Below are 16,930 nucleotides of genomic sequence, written 5' to 3' on the forward strand. Positions count from 1 at the left end.
TCGGGAACACCCTGGCCGGTACGGACGAAAGGACCACAATGGGCGACACAGCGAGCCGCGTGCGGACACTGCTCGAGCGGTACGACACGGCAGACGCCTGCGCAGCCCGACTGCTGTGCGACGACCATCCCGCCGACGCGGTGGCGTTCACCGTCGTCGATGCCGACCTGAGCTCGACGGATCTCACCTACGGTGAGCTCCGCGAACGGTCGGCCCGCTTCGCCGCGGCGCTGGCGGATCTCGGTGTCGAACCCGGCGACCACGTCGCGACGCTCATGGGCAAGTCGGCAGACCTGGTGGTCGCGGTTCTCGGTATCTGGCGTCGCGGCGCCGTGCACGTGCCGCTCTTCACCGCCTTCGCCCCGCCGGCGATCGCCTTCCGGCTCGACGCGAGCGGCACCAAGGTGGTCGTGGCCGATCGGGATCAGGCCGGCAAGCTCGCCGCCGGATCGGATCTTCCAGCCGAGGTGCCGTGGCAGGTCGTCGTGGCCGGCCAGGGCGACGCAGACGCGTCCGGTCGTGAGGGCCGCGACTTCGGCGAACTGATCGCCGCGCAGTCGGCCGACGACCCGCGTGGCGAGGCCGTCGCCGTCGGCGCCGAGGGACGCCTGGTCCAGCTGTTCACCTCCGGCACGACCGGCACTCCCAAGGGTGTTCCCGTCCCGGTGAAGGCGCTGGCGTCCTTCCACGCCTACCTGGAGTTCGGCCTCGACGTGCGCGAGGACGACGTCTTCTGGAACGCGGCCGATCCGGGATGGGCGTACGGGCTCTACTACGCGCTGCTCGGGCCGCTCGCGGCCGGTCGGCGCAGCCTCCTGCTGCACGCCGGTTTCTCGCCCGCGCTCACCTGGCAGATCCTCGACACCTTCGGGGTCACCAACTTCGCGGCGGCCCCGACGGTCTACCGCAGCCTCAAGGCCGACACCGCCGAGCACCCGCCGGTCCGGCTGCGTCGGGCCTCCTCGGCCGGTGAGCCGCTGACCCCGGACGTCCTCGAGTGGTCGCAGGAGACCCTCGGTGTCGTGGTGCGCGACCAGTACGGGCAGACCGAGCACGGCATGTTCGTCGTCGACGCGTGGGCGGACGAACTGCGCGAGGACACCCCGGCGCGTTCGATGGGCAAGCCGCTGCCGGGCTGGAGTTGCGCGGTGCTGCGCGAGGACAGCGACGAGATCGCCGAGCCGGGTGAGGTCGGGCGCGTCGCGATCGATGTGCATGCGAGCCCGCTCGTGTGGTTCACCGGCTACGTCGACGCCCCCGAGAAGACCGCCGACCGGTTCAGCGAGGACGGCCGTTGGTACCTGACCGGCGACGCCGGCAAGGTCGACGAGAACGGATTCTTCTTCTTCTCGTCCCGCGACGACGACGTGATCATCATGGCCGGTTACCGCATCGGCCCGTTCGACGTCGAGTCGGTGCTCGTGATGCACCCCGACGTGATCGAGGCCGCCGTGGTGGGGCTGCCGGACGAACTGCGGGGTGAGGTCCTCGAGGCGTTCGTGGTGCTGCGGGAGGGTGTCGAGGGCGACGACGCGCTCGAGGCGGAGCTCCAGAAGCTCGTGAAGCAGAAGTACGCCGCCCACGCCTACCCGCGCACGGTGCACTTCGTGCCGCACCTGCCCAAGACGCCGAGCGGCAAGGTCCAGCGCTTCAAGTTGCGCCAGGCGGGCGCCGTCGGCTGATTCGGTGCACGACCGCTCGATCGGTGGATGACGGGGGAGCGGGGCGCGGCAGCTAATCTGGAAGTCATGGCTACCCGCGCTCCGCTCGTCCCCGGCACTCCGACTCCCGTCCGGGAGGTGCCCGCGTCGATCGAACGGCCGGAGTACGTGTGGAAGCCCATGGCGAAGGAAGGCAACGAGCCGTGGGTGCAGACACCCGAGACGATCGAGAAGATGCGACTCGCGTCGAAGATCGCCGCGCAGGCCCTCGTGGAGGCCGGTAAGGCCGTCGCGCCGGGCGTGACCACCGACGAGATCGACCGCATCGCGCACGAGTACATGTGCGATCACGGCGCCTACCCGTCGACGCTCGGCTACCGCGGCTTCACCAAGTCGTGCTGCACCTCGCTCAACGAGGTCATCTGCCACGGCATCCCCGACTCGACCGTCGTCGAGGACGGCGACATCGTCAACATCGACGTCACCGCCTACATCGACGGGGTCCACGGCGACACCAACGCGACCTTCCTGGCCGGCGACGTCTCCGAGGAGGTCCGCCTGCTCGTCGATCGCACCCGCGAGGCGACGATGCGCGGCATCAAGGCGGTCAAGCCGGGCCGCGCCCTCAACGTCATCGGCCGGGTCATCGAGTCCTACGCCAACCGCTTCGGCTACGGCGTCGTCCGCGACTTCACCGGCCACGGCATCGGCGAGACCTTCCACAACGGCCTGGTGATCCTGCACTACGACCGGCCCGACATCGACACGATCATCGAGCCCGGCATGGTGTTCACCATCGAACCGATGATCAACCTCGGTACGCCCGACTACGAGATCTGGGACGACGGTTGGACGGTCGTCACCAAGGACCGCAAGTGGACCGCGCAGTTCGAGCACACCATCGTCGTCACCGATACCGGCGCCGAGATCCTCACCCTGCCGTGACCTCCGCTCGCTGGAGCGAGCACGGAGTTCGGCCCCGACCCGGAAAGGGTCGGGGCCGAACCTGTTCCGGAAGGCGGCCGGCCTAGGGTGCCGCGTTGCGGACGACCTGACAGGTCGCACCCACCCACACCGCGGCGACCAGCAGGGGAAGGACCACCAGGGTCGTCGTCGGCGACGTGTCGACGATCCACGACCACAGCGACGACCACGACCGGGTCCACGTGACGAGGATCGCGGCGAGACCGCCGATCACGACGACGGACGCGGCAGCCGTGAGCAGACCCGTTGCACGCCAACGGTGCTGGATCGCGCCGGTGAGCATCGACAACGCGACGATCAGGAGCATCGTGGCGAAGAAGCCAAGGAACTGCACCACGGAACTGTCGGTGACGAAACGCAGGATCCCGAACATCCGCATGTCCACACCCCAGCCCCCGGTCGCGGCCTCGAGCACCGAGAGGATCTGGAAGGCGACCGCGAACACCGCCGACTGGGCCACCGCGATCGCCACTATCGACTGCATGTAGTGCGATCGCGTGGAGCCGAGACGCAGTGCGAACGAGAACATCTGGGTCATCGCCAGGATGTAGAACGCGACGACGAAGCCGTAGACCGACAGTATGCTGCCGGTGACGTTGTACTCCGCACCCGTGTCGACGAGAGAGAAGATCACCCACGGGATGAGAGCCGAGGTGATCAGCAGCCCGACGGGCCACGCGACGAGCAGCGGCCACGAGACGAGTTGCAGGCGGGCGACGGACAGGACACGTGCCGACCCGGTGACGACCGGAGCGGGCAACGGGATCGCGGTGGTCACAGCGATGCCTCCTCGTTCGTCGTGACGGTCTCGGGTGTCCGGTGGAGGTGGACCACGAGGTCCTGGAGCGAGATCGGTTGCACGTCCACACGTCCGGAGGCGTGGGGGAGTTCGTCCGCGTCGTTGCGGAGGAAGGCCGTGCGGGCGATACCACCGAGGCTCTCCGCGTGCAGGACGGTGCTGTCGCCGACGATTCGCGCCACCTCGTCCGCCGGGCCGGTCGCCTGTGCGGCGCGGGTGCGCAGCGTATCGGTGTCCTCGTCGACGACGAGATGTCCGCGGTCGAGCACGAGGATGTGTTCGAGCAGGTCGGCGGCCTCGTCGATCAGGTGGGTCGACAACACGATCGTGCGCGGCCGCTCCGCGTAGTCGAGCAGAAGTTCGTCGTAGAACATCTGCCGGGCCACGGCGTCGAGACCGAGATACGGTTCGTCGAAGATCGTCACCGGTGCGCGCGACGCGAGACCCACCACGATGCCCAGTGCGGAACTCATGCCGCGGGAGAGCTTCTTGACCTTGCGTCCGCAGGGCAGCGCGAACTTCTCGGCCAGCCGCTGCGCGTATTCCCGATCCCACAGCGGCAGAAGCAGTTCCGCCGAGGCGAGCACGTGCCCGACGCGCATGTCGTCGGGATAGCGCTGGGTGTCGGCGACGAAGCACAACTGCTGGAGCACCGCGGTGTTCTCGTACGGATCGGCGTCGAACACCTCGACGCTGCCGGTCGTGGGGCGCATGTGGCCTGCGAGCAGTTGCATCAGGGTGGTCTTGCCGGCGCCGTTGCGGCCGAGCAGGCCGTAGATCGTGTTCCGGCGGAGTGTGAAGTCGGCGTCGGTGAGGGCGGCGACGTCCCCGAACCGCATGCCGAGGTGACGTGCGCGGACGACGGGCGGAGTGATGGTCATACGTGCTCCCGTGTGTCGAGCATGGACTTGAGCTCGTCGATGCCGATTCCGAGTTTCTCGGCCTCGAGGACGAGCGGGACGACGTACTGCTGGGCGAACCGATCCCGTCGGCGGGCGATCAGTTTGTCGCGGGCGCCGGTGGTGACGAACATGCCGATTCCTCGCTTCTTGTAGAGGATTCCGTCGGCTACCAGTGCGTTGAGGCCCTTCGCGGCCGTGGCCGGGTTGATGCGGTGGAAGGCCGCGAGCTCGTTCGTCGAGGGAACCTGCGATTCCTCCGCGAGGCTGCCGTCGACGATCGAGTTCTCGATGAGCTCGGCGATCTGTTGGAAGAGGGGCTTGCCCTCGTCGTTCAGCACGACGCCCCGGGGCCCGAGGGCGGGTGCATCGGTTCATTACTCATGTAATGAACCATAGGACCTCGTCGTCGATACGGCAAGAGGCGGAGCACGGACCGCGGCCATGTAGCGTTTGCCCATGGAATCGAGGACGGTGACCACGCCCGGTGGGGACGTGCAGGTTCGGATCGGCGGCCCCGAAAGTCGTTACACGGTGCTGCTCTTCCCCGACGCGGGGGAGGACGCAGGTGTGTACGACGTCGTGTGCGAGCGGCTGCACACCTCCGACCTGCGGACGATCGTGGTCGAGAAGATCGACGGGCTCGCGCCCGCCGACGTGTTCGCCCTACTGGACGCGCTCGCCCTGCCCTGGGTTCATCTGGCGGGCAGCGGCGCGGGAGCCGAGCTGGCATGGGCCGTCGCCGCAGGGCGCTTCGGACGGTTCGCGAGCCTGGTGGTCGCCGACCGCGGCCATCCCGCGGTCCCGGATCGTGACGGCACGGTGCGCGACGAGTCGGCGCCGCCCGCGGAGGTGCCCACCACGGTCGTCGTGGGCGATGCATCGCGCCGACCCGAAGCGGACGCGTCGATGCGCTACGTGACGGGGGAGTTCCGGGTGGTCGAACTCGCCGGTGTCGCCAACGTGCCCGCCGAGGCGCCCACCGACTTCGCGTCCGCGATCGCGCTGCGCACCGGAAGCTGGTGAGACGCGTGTGGCCTGCCGCCCGGACGGGCAGCAGGCCACACGGCATCGATGAGGTGCTCAGGGGCCCAACAGTTCGGAGACCCCGGCGAGTTCAGAGACCCAGCAAGGCGTTCTCGACGAGTTCGGGCAGCGCCGGGTGGATCCAGTACTGGCCCGTCGCCATCTCCCGCGCGGGCAGACCGAACGACATCGCCTGGATGAGCGGCTGGATGACCGTCGACGCCTGCGCCCCGATGATGTGGGCGCCGAGCAACAGACCCGTCGACCGGTCGGCGATCAGCTTGCAGAAGCCTTCGGTGTCCTCCATCGCCCAGCCGTAGGCGACGTTCCCGTAGTCCTGGATCTTGACGGAGATGTCGTATCCCGCCTGCCGGGCCTCGGTCTCGGTGAGACCGACCGACGCGATCTGCGGATCGGTGAACACCGCGGACGGGACGTAGCGGTGATCCGTCCGCTGCAGACCCGCGGTGCCGCCGCTCCACGCGTCGTGCAGCAGGTTGTGCTGGACGACCCGCGCCTCGTGGTTGGCGACGTGCTTGAGCTGGTAGGGCGACGACACGTCGCCGAGCGCGAACACGCCCGCAGCGGACGTGCGCTGGAACTCGTCGACCACGATCCGGCCCTTCGCATCGAGTTCGATGCCGGCCGCCGCTGCGTCGAGCAGGTCTCCGTTGGGCTGCCGGCCCGTCGCGACGAGCAGGGCGTCGCCGCTCACGACGGTGCCGTCGGCGAGTTCGACCTCCACTCCGTCACCGACCGGACGGAACGCCCGGGCCGGGTTGGCGAGGTGGACGTCCCACTTGGCCGCGGCGAGCGCCGTGAACCGCTCGGAGACGTCGGCGTCGAGGTGCCGCAGCAACCGGTCGGTCCGCGCGACCACCGACACCCGCGTGCCGAGCGCCGAGAAGACGTGGGCGAACTCCATCGCGATGAAGCCCGTCCCGAGGATCACGAGGGACTCGGGCAGTTTCGGCAGCCGCATGACGTCGTCACTCGTGTGATATCTCACACCGGAATCGAGGACGTCCTGCGGGATCGCAGGTCGCGAACCGGCCGCGACGACCACCTGATCCGCGGTGATCACCTCGCCGGTTCCGGTGTCGATGCGGCGTTCGCCGACGAACCGCGCGTGACCGTCGTAGACGGTGACGTTCGCGCAGTCCTCGCGGCGGTAGCGCTCACCGCCCGCAGCGATGGGATCGATGCGACCGAACACCCGGTCGACGATGTCGTTCCACCGCACCCCGTCGATCGACGCGTCGACACCGTACTTCGACGCGGTGCGGACCGTGTGGGCGACCTCTGCGGCGTAGACGTACATCTTCGTGGGGATGCAGCCCACGTTGAGGCAGGTGCCCCCGAAGGTGCCTTCTTCGAGGAGAGCGACGCGCTTTCCGTCGTACCGCTCGTCGAGGATCGAGTTCCCCGATCCTGTGCCGATGATCGCGAGGTCGTAGTGGGTCACGCGTGCTCTCCCATGGGTCGGTGCAGTACGGAAACGGTGGCGGAGCCGGCGGAGTCGTCGGTCTCGGTTCGGGAACCGGAGGTGTCCGCCTCGTCCGCTCCGTCCAACCATTCCAGCCACAGGTCCAATTCCCGGAAGGCCTCCGCCAGGGGACCGGGTGTGGACAGGAACACGTCGTGACGGGCACCGTCGATCGGCACGATCGTCGTGCGGTTGCCCAGGCAACCCGCCCATCGGGCTATCTGGCGGACATCGAGGACGGCGTCGAGGGTGTCGACGCTCGCGTCGTACCGCGGAGCGGAGCGCGACGCACCGGATCGCAGGATCAGCGACGGCACCCCGATGTCGAGCCCGCGGTGCAGGACGGCCTGGCCCCGCCGCACGGCACGCAACCAGCCGAACCGGACGGGGAAGCCGGCCAGGGGCTTCCAGTCGAGGTCGTAGCGCCAGCCGTCGGATTGCAGACTGCGTCCGTAGGCCTCGGTCTTCGGCAGCGGGATGAGCGCGCGGGGCCGCAGGCGGCCGACGACGTCGATGGCTGCCGTGCCGACATTGCGCAGGTAGGACGGCCCCTGCAGGTCGAACCACGGACTGTTCAGGACGAGACCCACGATGCCCGTCGCGGCCACACCCCCGGGACGGCGACGGAGCCGGTCGAGCCACAGCGGAAGGACCAGTCCGCCCGTCGAGTGGGCCGCCAGCAGCACACCGCCACCGACCTCCTCGCGGACCACGCGCAGCGCCTCGTCGAGCTCGGCGTCGTAGTGGGAGAGATCGGTGACGAAGTGAGGAGTGTGCCCGGGTGCCCGGGATCGGCCGCACTTGCGCAGGTCCAGCGCGAAGAAGCGGTAGCCGCGCGCCGCGAAGTGCTCGGCCAGGTGCTGCTGGAAGAAGTAGTCGGTGAAGCCGTGGACGTAGAGCACCGCACGGTCGGGGAGATCGGTGGTCGTCGGCTGGTAGCGCACGAGGGTCGCCGAGATCTCGCCTTCGCCGTCGGGGTCGGTGCCCAGCGGCAGTTCGAGCTGCTCGTAGCCGTCTCCGAGGACGTCAGGACGCCAAGTAGTCACTATCACACCCTAGGTGTGTTCGCCGACCAGCGCTCATGGGTACACAATGAGGTGAAATGAAACGCCGGACCACGCGCGGGTAACCTGTCGGTCGCATTCGCGCGCCGCGTTGACGGGACACCCACGCGAGACGGTACCTACGTACTTCGGCGGCGCGTGCGAACCAGACAAGGAAGTCGATTTCCCAGTGTCAGAGAACGTAGTAGCGAAAACCGACGTCGTGCTCGTGGGCGCGGGCATCATGAGCGCAACCCTCGGTGCGTTGTTGCGTCAGGTGCAGCCCGACTGGTCGATCACCGCGTTCGAGCGCCTCGACGCAGCGGCCGCCGAGAGCAGCGACCCCTGGAACAACGCCGGTACGGGCCACTCCGCGCTGTGTGAGCTCAACTACACCCCCGGGAAGCCGGACGGTTCGGTCGACATCGCGAAGGCCGTCAACGTCAACGAGCAGTTCCAGGTCTCGCGTCAGTTCTGGGCGTACGCCGTCGACAACGGCATCCTGTCCGACCCGAAGAACTTCATCAACCCGGTCCCGCACGTCAGCTTCGTGCACGGCGCCGAGAACGTGAAGTACCTGCGCGCCCGCTACGACGCCCTCGCCGGCCACCCCCTCTTCGAGGGCATGGAGTACACCGAGAACCCCGAGGTCTTCTCCGAGCGCCTGCCGCTGATGGGCAAGGGCCGCGACTTCTCCGACCCGGTCGCCCTGAACTGGACGCAGACCGGCACCGACGTCGACTTCGGCGCCCTCACCAAGCAGCTCATCAACCACGTCGCGGCCTCCGGCGGCACCGTCTTCTTCGGCCACGAGGTCACCGACGTGTCCAAGCAGTCCGACGGCAGCTGGATCGTGAAGGTCCGCAACCGCCGCACCGGCGAGTCGCGCAAGGTCCAGGCGAAGTTCGTCTTCGTCGGCGCCGGCGGTGGCGCGCTGCACCTGCTGCAGAAGTCGGGCATCAAGGAGATCAAGGGCTTCGGCGGCTTCCCCGTCTCCGGTGCCTTCCTGCGCTGCACCAATCCCGAGGTCATCGCGCAGCACAGCGCCAAGGTCTACGGCAAGGCCGCAGTCGGTGCCCCTCCGATGTCGGTGCCGCACCTCGACACCCGCGTCATCGGTGGCAAGCAGGGCCTGCTCTTCGGTCCCTACGCCGGCTGGTCGCCCAAGTTCCTCAAGCAGGGCGGCATCATGGACCTGCCCAAGTCGGTCAAGCCCGGCAACCTGATGTCGATGCTCGGCGTCGGCGTCACCGAGCTCGGCCTGGTCAAGTACCTCGTCGGTGAGCTCATGCAGTCGCCCGCCGACCGCATCGGCACCCTCGCCGAGTTCGTGCCCGAGGCGCGCCTCGAGGACTGGGAGCTCATCGTCGCCGGTCAGCGCGTGCAGGTCATCCGCCGCAAGGGTGCGGGCGGCGTCCTCGAGTTCGGTACCGCCGTGGTCAACGCGGGCGACGGATCGATCGCCGGTCTGCTCGGTGCGTCACCGGGTGCCTCGACGGCCGTTCCGGCCATGCTCGACGTCCTCGAGCGCTGCTTCCCGCAGCAGTGGGCGGGCTGGCAGTCCAAGCTCCGCGAGATGGTCCCGTCGCTCGGCGTGAAGCTGTCCGACAACCCCGACCTGTTCCGCCAGGTCTGGGACCACAGCACGAAATCGCTGCAGCTCGACGTCGTCTCCGACACCGTCGCCGAGGCGCCCGCAGAGGCCGCCGCGGTCTGATCCGATCACTGCACCTGTGGCCCGAGGCGATGCCCGGGCCACAGGTGTCCTGAAGGTGGGTCCGATCGGATTCGCCCCGACACGAGAGATGGGGAGATGCCCGTGTCCGCTGCCGCTGAGGACGAGACCAGTTACCTGGTCGGACTCGATCTTCGTGGACGCCGCGTCGTGATCGTCGGAGGAGGCAGCGTCGCGCAGCGGCGTCTCGGTCTGCTCGTCGCGTCCGGTGCCGATGTCCACGTCGTCGCCCGGGCCGCGACCCCCGTGGTCGAGAGCATGGCGACGAAGGGCCGCATCTCCCTCGACCTGCGCGACTACCGCGACGGCGACCTCGACGGTGCGTGGTACGCCATGGCCTGCACCGACGAACCCGAGACCAACGCCGCGGTCGTCGCCGAGGCCGAACGCAACAGGATCTTCTGCGTCCGCGCCGACAACGCCCGCCACGGCAGCGCCGTCACCCCCGCCACGGCCCGCTACGAGGGACTGACCGTCGGCGTGCTCGCCGGTGGCGACCACCGCCGGTCCGCCGCGGTGCGCACCTCGATCCGCGACGCCCTCGCCGGAGCAGCCGTCACCGAGTTCGCGGAGACCGCGCCGAAGCCGGTCGGTGTCGCCCTCGTCGGCGGAGGACCGGGCGATCCCGATCTGATCACCGTGCGCGGCCGCCGTCTCCTCGCCCGCGCCGACGTGGTCGTCGCAGACCATCTCGCCCCCCAGGAGCTGCTCGCGGAACTCGACTCGCACGTCGAGGTGATCGACGCGGCGAAGCTCCCGTACGGGCGGGCCATGGCCCAGCAGGTCATCAACGACACCCTCATCGACCGCGCGAAGGCCGGCAAGTTCGTCGTCCGGCTCAAGGGCGGCGACCCGTACGTCTTCGGACGCGGCTACGAGGAACTCGAAGCCTGCACTGCGGCCGGCATCCCGGTGACCGTCGTCCCCGGCATCACCAGCGCGATCTCCGTGCCGTCCGCGGCCGGGATCCCCGTCACCCACCGCGGGGTCACCCACGAGTTCGTCGTGGTCAGTGGTCACGTCGCACCCGGGCACCCCGATTCGCTCACCGACTGGGACGCGCTCGCCAAGCTGCGCGGCACCCTGGTCCTGCTCATGGCCGTCGAACGCATCGAGCAGTTCGCCGACGCCCTGATCGCCGGCGGGCGCCCCACCGACACCCCCGTGGTCGTCGTGCAGGAGGGCACTCTGAGCAGCCAGCGAGTGGTGCGTGCCGACCTGTCGACCGTCGCGCAGCGCGTCCGGGACGAGGCCGTGCGCCCGCCCGCGATCATCGTGATCGGGCCGGTGGCCGGATTCGGACTCGATCCGCAGACCGGCTCCGACTCGGACGGTGGGTAACGTTGGGTCACGTGTCAGCCACCTCGCATCCGTCGGCCACCCGCGCGGTCGCTCTGGCCATGCTGGTCCTCAGCGGCCTCCAGTTGATGGTCGTGCTCGACGGAACGGTCGCGAACCTCGCGCTCGCGCCGCTGCAGAGCGATCTGGGACTCTCGGACGCCGGTCGCAACTGGGTCCTCACCTCCTACGCCCTCGCCTTCGGCGGGCTGATGCTCCTCGGCGGTCGTCTCGGCGACAGCTACGGGCGCAAACGCATGTTCATGGGCGGGGTCGGTCTGTTCACCCTGGCGTCACTGCTGTGCGGTCTGGCGACCGGCGAAGCGATGCTCATCGGCGCCCGCGCGCTGCAGGGTGTCGGCGCCGCGGTCGCGTCACCGACCGCCCTCGCGCTCGTCGCGACGACCTTCGCCGCAGGTCCGGCACGTAACCGCGCCATCGCGGTCTTCGCCGCCATGACCGGTGTCGGGTCCATCGCCGGACTGATCCTCGGTGGTGCGCTCACCCAGGTGTCGTGGCGCTGGATCTTCCTCATCAACGTCCCCATCGGCGTCCTCATCGTCGTGCTCGCCGCGATCGCGCTGCGTGAGACCGTCTCCGAACGCCTCGCGCTCGACGTGCCCGGAGCCGTTCTCGCGACGCTCGGCTGCACCGGCCTGGTCTTCGGTCTCACCGAGGGTCCCGAACTGGGCTGGGCGAGCCCCTCCGTGATCGGCGCGATCGTCGCCGGCTTCGTGCTGCTCGGAGTGTTCCTGCTCGTCGAGCGACGGGCCGAGAACCCGCTGCTGCCGTTCGTGCTGTTCCGCAACAAGGACCGCGTCGCGACCTTCGTGGCGATCTTCTTCGCGGGCGCCGTGATGTTCAGCCTCGCGGCCTTCGTCGCCCTGTTCGTGCAGGACATCCTCGGCTACAGCCCGCTCGCCGCGGGCCTGGCCTTCGTGCCGTTCGCCTTCGGTCTCGGTGGCGCGGCCGCGGTGTCGTCGAAGCTGGTCGCCCGGATCGAACCGCGCTGGCTCGTGGTCACCGGCTCGGCGATCATGACCGTCAGCCTGCTCTACGGCTCGACCATGGACGGCAGCGTCCGCTACTTCCCGACCCTGTTCGTGCTGGTGCTCGTCGTCGGCTTCGGTGTCGGTCTGGCCGTCGTTCCGCTGCCGCTGTGCGCGATCTCCGGGGTGGGACCGCACGAGATCGGACCGCTCTCGGCGATCGCGCAGGTCGCCCAGACCCTCGGAGGTCCGGTCGGCCTCGGCGTGATCGGCGCGATGGCCACCTCGCGGACGATGTCGCTCGGCGGTGTCTCCGGAGCCGTCGCCGACATGACCGATGCCCAGCTCGTCGCCCAGGGCAAGGGATACATGTTCGCGCTCGTCGGCTGCGCGGTGTGCGCGGTGATCGCCGGCGTCGCGGCCCTGTTCATCCGCTTCACGCCCGAAGAGGTCGCGCAGGCGCAGGAAGCCGAGAAGGCCGCACAGACCTCCTGACCGCCGGACCGGCGCTCGGCGGACAGGCGACTGCTGCGGCGGATGAGTTTGCTCACGCCTGCCGTACCCGAACCCCGGGTACCCGGCACTCATGCAGGTCGGTGTTCTCGAACGGGGCAGATTCGTCGGATCGTGGATCGTCCGGGCCGTACGCGAGGCCGGACACGAGCGGTACGTCGCCCTCCAGGCGTTCCGGTCCACGCTCGCCGCGGTCGTCGCGTGGCTGGTCGTGACCGAGGTCTTCCACTTCCAGCAGGCATTCCTCGCGCCCTACGTCGCGGTCTTCCTCGTCGAGGCGACGCTCGTGCGCTCGCTCCAGCAGGCGGTGGTGCAGGTCGGGGCGGTGGTTGCGGGTCTGCTGGTCGCGGTCGTGGTGACACGGCTCGTGGAGTCGACGACCGTTGCGATCGGGTCGGCCGTTGCGGTCGGCTACTTCGCGGGTCGCTGGCGGCGGTTCGGGGCCAGCGGCATCTGGGTGGCGATCACGGCGCTGCTGGTGATCGCGACGGGCGCTTCGGACAGTCCGATCCTGCTCGGTGAGCGACTCGCGGAGACGATGATCGGCGCGGCGATCGGCGTGGCCGTGACGGCGCTGGTCTTCCCACCGGTGTACTCGGCGGGCAAGGAGGCCCGCGAACTCACCGGTGAGCTGCGCGACCTGCTGCGGGACATGGCGTCCGGATGCCGTGAGGGATCGTCGGGGGTGCGGGACTGGGTGCAGCGCGCGCGGGGCATCGACGGTCTCGTGCAGCGAGCCTTCGACGAATCGCGGTGGGCGCACGAGAGTACCCGGATGAACCCGCGCCCCGCGGCCGCACGGGCAGGGGAATGGGCACGTCGCTGGGACCGGACACTCGACGACCTCTCGTCGGTGTCCAGCGCAGTCGAGGAACTCGCGCACGCTCTGGACCCGGTACTCGGCGCCGACCTCGCCGAAGCCGACCGTGACCGCCTGCGGACGGGGATCGCAGCGATGCTCGACGCACTCGCCGAGATGGTCGACGCCGTGGGGGCGGGCCGCGAGGTCGACCCCGACGGGGCGTGCCGCAGCAACCTCACCGAGCTCGAGCGGTTCGCCACCGGATCGGACGACCTGGTCCTGACCGCGCGACTCGGCGCCGTCCTGCACACGGCCCGCCGGATCGTCGCGGCGATGGGACTCGAGGTCAGGTGAGCACGACCAGCTCGGTCGGCGATTCCACCTCGACCCTCAGTCCCGCCTTCGACGCCACGCGGGCGAGTGCTCGGATGTCGCTCGGCTCCGCGCGGGTGAGGACCAGCGCGCGGGCCAACAGGCCCTTGTGGTGCTTGTTGAAGTGACTGACGACCTTGCGGGTGCCGTCGGGCTGCTCGGTGAGCACGGTGGCGGTCACTGCGCCCGGCACGGGACCGAGCTGCTGGTAGACACCGGAGCGGAGATCGACCACGAGGTCGCCGTCGGCCTCGGCCACCAGCGCGTCGGTGAGTTCGTTCCGCCACACCGACTTCGACGTGCCGAAGCCGGGCAGTTTCGACCCTCCGGAGAGGCGGTAGGCGGGGATCGGATCCGCGGCGCGGACCGCGCCGAACAGCGCCGATCCGATGCCGAGGCGCCGGTACGCCTTGTCGCGCTGCGCCTTCGTGAACGCTCCCGCGTCGAGCGCGTCGTACAGCACCCCGGTGTACCGCTCGAGCGCCGGGCGGGTGGGGGAGACCCACAGCTTCGCGTTGCGTTCGATCTCGTCGGCGCCCTTCGCGCCCAGCCCGAGTGCGCGGCTCGACTCCTCGGGGTCGGCGGCGAGGTCGACGAGGGCCTGCACGAGCATCTCCCGCGTCTCCGTCAACTGCGGCATCGACAGGTCGGCGAGATCGAGCGGACCGCCGTCGCCGCCGTCGGACTTGGTTTCGGATGGGGGGAGAAGCACCAGCACAACCGGTAACCGTACCGACGTCACTCGAGGCGGCCACGGTAGGCTGCAGGGTCGTGATCACCCGCATGTCGCACCTGTTCCTCCGCACCCTCCGAGACGACCCGGCCGACGCCGAGGTCGCGAGCCACAAGTTGCTGGTCCGAGCCGGATACGTGCGACGTATCGCGCCGGGTGTGTACTCGTGGCTGCCTCTGGGCCTGCGGGTGCTGCGGCAGATCGAGCGGGTCGTGCGCGAGGAGATGAACTCCATCGGTGCGCAGGAGATCGCTCTTCCCGCGTTGCTGCCGCGCGAGCCCTACGAGGCCACCAACCGGTGGACGGAATACGGCGACAGCCTGTTCCGGCTGAAGGACCGCAAGGGTGGCGACTACCTCCTCGGCCCCACCCACGAAGAACTCTTCGCGCTCACCGTGAAGGGTGAGTACAACTCCTACAAGGACTTCCCGGTCACCCTCTACCAGATCCAGACGAAGTACCGCGACGAGGAGCGTCCCCGCGCCGGCATCCTCCGCGGTCGCGAGTTCGTCATGAAGGACTCCTACAGCTTCGACCTCACCGACGAGGGCCTGTCCCAGTCGTACAAGGCGCACCGCGACGCCTACGAGCGCATCTTCGCGCGCCTCGGCGTGAAGTACGTGATCGTCTCGGCCACCTCCGGCGCGATGGGCGGCAGCGCCTCCGAGGAGTTCCTGGCCGACTCGCCCGCCGGCGAGGACACCTACGTGCGGTGCCTCGAGTCCGGCTACGCCGCGAACGTCGAAGCGGTGAAGACCCTCGCGCCCGAACCGCTGCCGATCGACGGACAGCCCGAGGCGGTCGTGCACGACACCCCCGACACCCCGACGATCGCCTCGCTCGTCGCTGTGGCGTCGGAGGTCCTCGGCCGGGAGGTCACCGCGGCCGAGACGCTCAAGAACGTCATGGTCAAGGTCCGGCAGCCCGGTGGCGACTGGGAACTGCTCGGCATCGGCATCCCCGGCGACCGCGAGGTCGACGACAAGCGCCTCGAGGCCTCGCTCGAACCCGCCGAGGTCGAGCTGCTCACCGACGCCGACTTCGAGGCCAATCCCTTCCTCGTCAAGGGCTACATCGGCCCGAAGGCGCTGCTCGCCAACGGTGTCCGCTATCTCGTCGACCCCCGCGTGGTCGACGGCACCAGCTGGATCACCGGCGCCGACGAGCAGGGCAAGCATGTCTTCGGGCTGGTCGCCGGTCGCGACTTCACCCCGGACGGCACGATCGAGGCCGCCGAGGTGCGCGACGGCGATCCGTCGCCCGACGGAGCCGGCGCACTCGTCTCCGCCCGTGGTATCGAGATCGGCCACGTCTTCCAGCTCGGCCGCAAGTACACCGACGCCTTCGCGGTGGACGTCCTCGGCGAGAACGGCAAGCCCGTCCGTCCGACCATGGGGTCCTACGGCGTCGGTGTGTCGCGTCTCGTCGCGGTGGTCGCCGAACAGCAGCACGACGAGAAGGGTCTGCGCTGGCCGTCGGAGATCGCGCCGTTCGACGTGCACCTGGTGATCGCCAACAAGGACGAGCAGGCCCGCGAAGGCGCCGAGAACCTCGCCGAGGAACTCTCGAACGCCGGCCTCGAGGTGCTCCTCGACGACCGCAAGGCGTCGCCCGGCGTGAAGTTCAAGGACTCCGAGCTGCTCGGTATGCCGTTGGTCGTGGTGGTGGGCCGCGGCTTCGCGGACGGCAAGGTCGAGGTCCGCGATCGCTTCTCCGGCGATGCCGACGAACTGCCGATCGGTGAGGTCGTCCAGCGCATCGTCACCCGCTGACACACTCGCATTCCGGTGCCCCTGCGACCTGTCGTCGCGGGGGCACCGGTGCGTGTGGCAGAAGTCGCCGTGGTGCGCTGCGCGCCGAACCACAATGAGGTGCATGGCCGACAACTGGAGTGCGACCGACAACTACCTCACCGACACGCTGATCGGCGACGATCCTGCGCTGAGCTCGGCGCTCGCGGCGAACGCCGCAGCGGAACTGCCGCCCATCGACGTCTCCGCGCCGCAGGGCAAGTTCCTGCACCTGCTCGCACGGATCCGGGGTGCCCGCCGGGTCCTGGAGATCGGCACCCTCGGCGGGTACTCGACCATCTGGCTCGCCCGGGCGGTCGGGGAGTCCGGCCGGGTGGTCACCCTCGAATACGAGCCGAAGCACGCCGAGGTGGCCCGCGGCAATCTCGACCGAGCCGGCGTCGGTGACCGCGTGGACATCCGGGTCGGCCCCGCCCTGGACTCGCTGCCGGGCCTGGTCGACGAGGATCCCTTCGACCTGGTGTTCATCGACGCCGACAAGGAGAACAACAGCAACTACGTGCGCGCGGCCCTCGGGTTGTCACGCCCCGGCACCGTCATCGTCGTCGACAACGTGGTGCGGGCAGGGGCGATCGTCGACCCGGACAGCGACGACGAACGGGTGCGCGCGTCGCGCGACGTGCTCGAACTGCTCGCCCGTGAGCCGCGTCTCGACGCGACGGCGCTGCAGACCGTGGGGACGAAGGGCTGGGACGGCTTCGCGCTGGCGGTCGTGACCGGGTGACCCGTGCTTCGGGGC

At 69.4% G+C, this 16,930-nt stretch carries 15 protein-coding genes; 9 read left to right on the plus strand and 6 right to left on the minus strand.

Annotated elements, in window-relative coordinates:
* Positions 1-38: 38 nt before the first annotated feature.
* Positions 39-1,682 (plus strand): AMP-binding protein, encoded by a 1,644-nt coding sequence (locus tag LPH33_RS09850; protein ID WP_160876478.1) that lies wholly within the window; start codon positions 39-41, stop codon positions 1,680-1,682.
* Between the two features lie 66 nt (positions 1,683-1,748).
* Positions 1,749-2,606: a type I methionyl aminopeptidase gene (gene map, locus LPH33_RS09855; protein WP_229567946.1), complete on the plus strand. Its 858-nt coding sequence runs from the start codon at positions 1,749-1,751 to the stop codon at positions 2,604-2,606.
* An 82-nt stretch (positions 2,607-2,688) separates the two neighbouring features.
* Here the strand turns inward: map and LPH33_RS09860 are convergent, their stop codons facing one another.
* From LPH33_RS09860 to LPH33_RS09870, 3 genes are read right to left on the minus strand one after another with little or no spacing between them, the layout of a single operon-like run.
* Positions 2,689-3,423, minus strand: coding sequence for a hypothetical protein (locus tag LPH33_RS09860; protein WP_016691215.1), 735 nt, complete (start codon positions 3,421-3,423; stop codon positions 2,689-2,691).
* Complete coding sequence (locus LPH33_RS09865) at positions 3,420-4,325, minus strand: ABC transporter ATP-binding protein (RefSeq protein WP_016691214.1); 906 nt, start codon at positions 4,323-4,325, stop codon at positions 3,420-3,422. Before LPH33_RS09865 ends, LPH33_RS09860 begins: the two co-directional genes overlap by 4 nt.
* On the minus strand, positions 4,322-4,681 hold the full coding sequence (locus LPH33_RS09870; protein WP_026060947.1) for a GntR family transcriptional regulator: 360 nt from the start codon (positions 4,679-4,681) through the stop codon (positions 4,322-4,324). The genes LPH33_RS09865 and LPH33_RS09870 overlap by 4 nt, the downstream gene beginning before the upstream one ends.
* Before the next feature lie 121 nt (positions 4,682-4,802).
* Between LPH33_RS09870 and LPH33_RS09875 the strand changes: the two genes are divergently transcribed.
* On the plus strand, positions 4,803-5,369 hold the full coding sequence (locus LPH33_RS09875) for an alpha/beta fold hydrolase (protein ID WP_037189752.1): 567 nt from the start codon (positions 4,803-4,805) through the stop codon (positions 5,367-5,369).
* Between the two features lie 91 nt (positions 5,370-5,460).
* Here the strand turns inward: LPH33_RS09875 and mtr are convergent, their stop codons facing one another.
* Positions 5,461-6,834 (minus strand): mycothione reductase, encoded by a 1,374-nt coding sequence (gene mtr, locus LPH33_RS09880; RefSeq protein ID WP_229567947.1) that lies wholly within the window; start codon positions 6,832-6,834, stop codon positions 5,461-5,463.
* Positions 6,831-7,901, minus strand: a complete 1,071-nt coding sequence (locus tag LPH33_RS09885; protein WP_016691210.1) for an alpha/beta hydrolase — start codon at positions 7,899-7,901, stop codon at positions 6,831-6,833. Before LPH33_RS09885 ends, mtr begins: the two co-directional genes overlap by 4 nt.
* Positions 7,902-8,088: 187 nt before the next feature.
* Here LPH33_RS09885 and mqo point away from each other — a divergent pair, with 187 nt between their 5' ends.
* The 4 genes from mqo to LPH33_RS09905 all read left to right on the plus strand — a co-directional run bounded on the left by mqo (position 8,089) and on the right by LPH33_RS09905 (position 13,629).
* Complete coding sequence (gene mqo / locus LPH33_RS09890; protein WP_026060946.1) at positions 8,089-9,615, plus strand: malate dehydrogenase (quinone); 1,527 nt, start codon at positions 8,089-8,091, stop codon at positions 9,613-9,615.
* A 96-nt stretch (positions 9,616-9,711) separates the two neighbouring features.
* Entirely contained in the window at positions 9,712-10,974 is a 1,263-nt protein-coding gene (gene cobA, locus LPH33_RS09895) for a uroporphyrinogen-III C-methyltransferase (protein WP_088897305.1), read from the plus strand.
* Positions 10,975-11,033: 59 nt separating this feature from the next.
* Complete coding sequence (locus LPH33_RS09900) at positions 11,034-12,455, plus strand: MFS transporter (protein WP_202400147.1); 1,422 nt, start codon at positions 11,034-11,036, stop codon at positions 12,453-12,455.
* A gap of 91 nt (positions 12,456-12,546) precedes the next feature.
* Positions 12,547-13,629, plus strand: coding sequence for an FUSC family protein (locus LPH33_RS09905; RefSeq protein ID WP_160876472.1), 1,083 nt, complete (start codon positions 12,547-12,549; stop codon positions 13,627-13,629).
* Here the strand turns inward: LPH33_RS09905 and yaaA are convergent.
* On the minus strand, positions 13,622-14,365 hold the full coding sequence (gene yaaA / locus LPH33_RS09910; protein WP_145691793.1) for a peroxide stress protein YaaA: 744 nt from the start codon (positions 14,363-14,365) through the stop codon (positions 13,622-13,624). The genes LPH33_RS09905 and yaaA overlap by 8 nt on opposite strands.
* Positions 14,366-14,418: 53 nt before the next feature.
* Between yaaA and LPH33_RS09915 the strand changes: the two genes are divergently transcribed.
* Together LPH33_RS09915 and LPH33_RS09920 are read left to right on the plus strand one after the other, a co-directional pair.
* Positions 14,419-16,152 (plus strand): proline--tRNA ligase, encoded by a 1,734-nt coding sequence (locus LPH33_RS09915; RefSeq protein ID WP_229567948.1) that lies wholly within the window; start codon positions 14,419-14,421, stop codon positions 16,150-16,152.
* Positions 16,153-16,255: 103 nt separating this feature from the next.
* Positions 16,256-16,915 carry an O-methyltransferase gene (locus LPH33_RS09920; protein WP_229567949.1) on the plus strand — a complete coding sequence of 220 codons (660 nt, stop codon included), beginning with the start codon at positions 16,256-16,258 and terminating at the stop codon, positions 16,913-16,915.
* Positions 16,916-16,930: the final 15 nt, after the last annotated feature.

The organism is Rhodococcus sp. RDE2 (assembly GCF_020885655.1).
Lineage (GTDB): Bacteria > Actinomycetota > Actinomycetes > Mycobacteriales > Mycobacteriaceae > Rhodococcus > Rhodococcus pyridinivorans.

Coding starts and splice junctions, on each gene's coding strand:
- LPH33_RS09850 (WP_160876478.1), top strand. CDS start 39: ATGGGCGACACAGCGAGCCGCGTGCGGACACTGCTCGAGCGGTACGAC.
- map (WP_229567946.1), top strand. CDS start 1,749: ATGGCTACCCGCGCTCCGCTCGTCCCCGGCACTCCGACTCCCGTCCGG.
- LPH33_RS09865 (WP_016691214.1), bottom strand. CDS start 4,325: ATGACCATCACTCCGCCCGTCGTCCGCGCACGTCACCTCGGCATGCGG.
- LPH33_RS09875 (WP_037189752.1), top strand. CDS start 4,803: ATGGAATCGAGGACGGTGACCACGCCCGGTGGGGACGTGCAGGTTCGG.
- cobA (WP_088897305.1), top strand. CDS start 9,712: ATGCCCGTGTCCGCTGCCGCTGAGGACGAGACCAGTTACCTGGTCGGA.
- LPH33_RS09900 (WP_202400147.1), top strand. CDS start 11,034: ATGCTGGTCCTCAGCGGCCTCCAGTTGATGGTCGTGCTCGACGGAACG.
- LPH33_RS09905 (WP_160876472.1), top strand. CDS start 12,547: ATGCAGGTCGGTGTTCTCGAACGGGGCAGATTCGTCGGATCGTGGATC.
- LPH33_RS09920 (WP_229567949.1), top strand. CDS start 16,256: ATGGCCGACAACTGGAGTGCGACCGACAACTACCTCACCGACACGCTG.